General features: G+C 48.4%; 1 tRNA gene. It reads left to right on the forward strand.

From position 1 onward, the window contains the following. Window positions 1-39: 39 nt before the first annotated feature. Window positions 40-124: transfer RNA gene (locus HC728_RS20065), tRNA-Leu, on the forward strand. The last annotated feature ends 93 nt before the right edge of the window (window positions 125-217 follow it).

Here is a 217-nt window from a genome sequence, read left to right on the forward strand (position 1 = left end):
TATTGAATCACCAATCTTCAATTTCACTACAATATTTGTGCGGACGTGGCGGAATTGGTAGACGCACCAGATTTAGGTTCTGGCGCCGCGAGGTGTGAGAGTTCAAGTCTCTCCGTCCGCACCATTATTTAGATTCGTAAGAATCTCGTTGGGATATCGCCAAGCGGTAAGGCAGCGGCTTTTGATGCCGCCATTCCCTGGTTCAAATCCAGGTATC

The organism is Aliivibrio sp. S10_S31, from assembly GCF_014694495.1.
Classification (GTDB): Bacteria; Pseudomonadota; Gammaproteobacteria; order Enterobacterales; family Vibrionaceae; genus Aliivibrio; species Aliivibrio fischeri.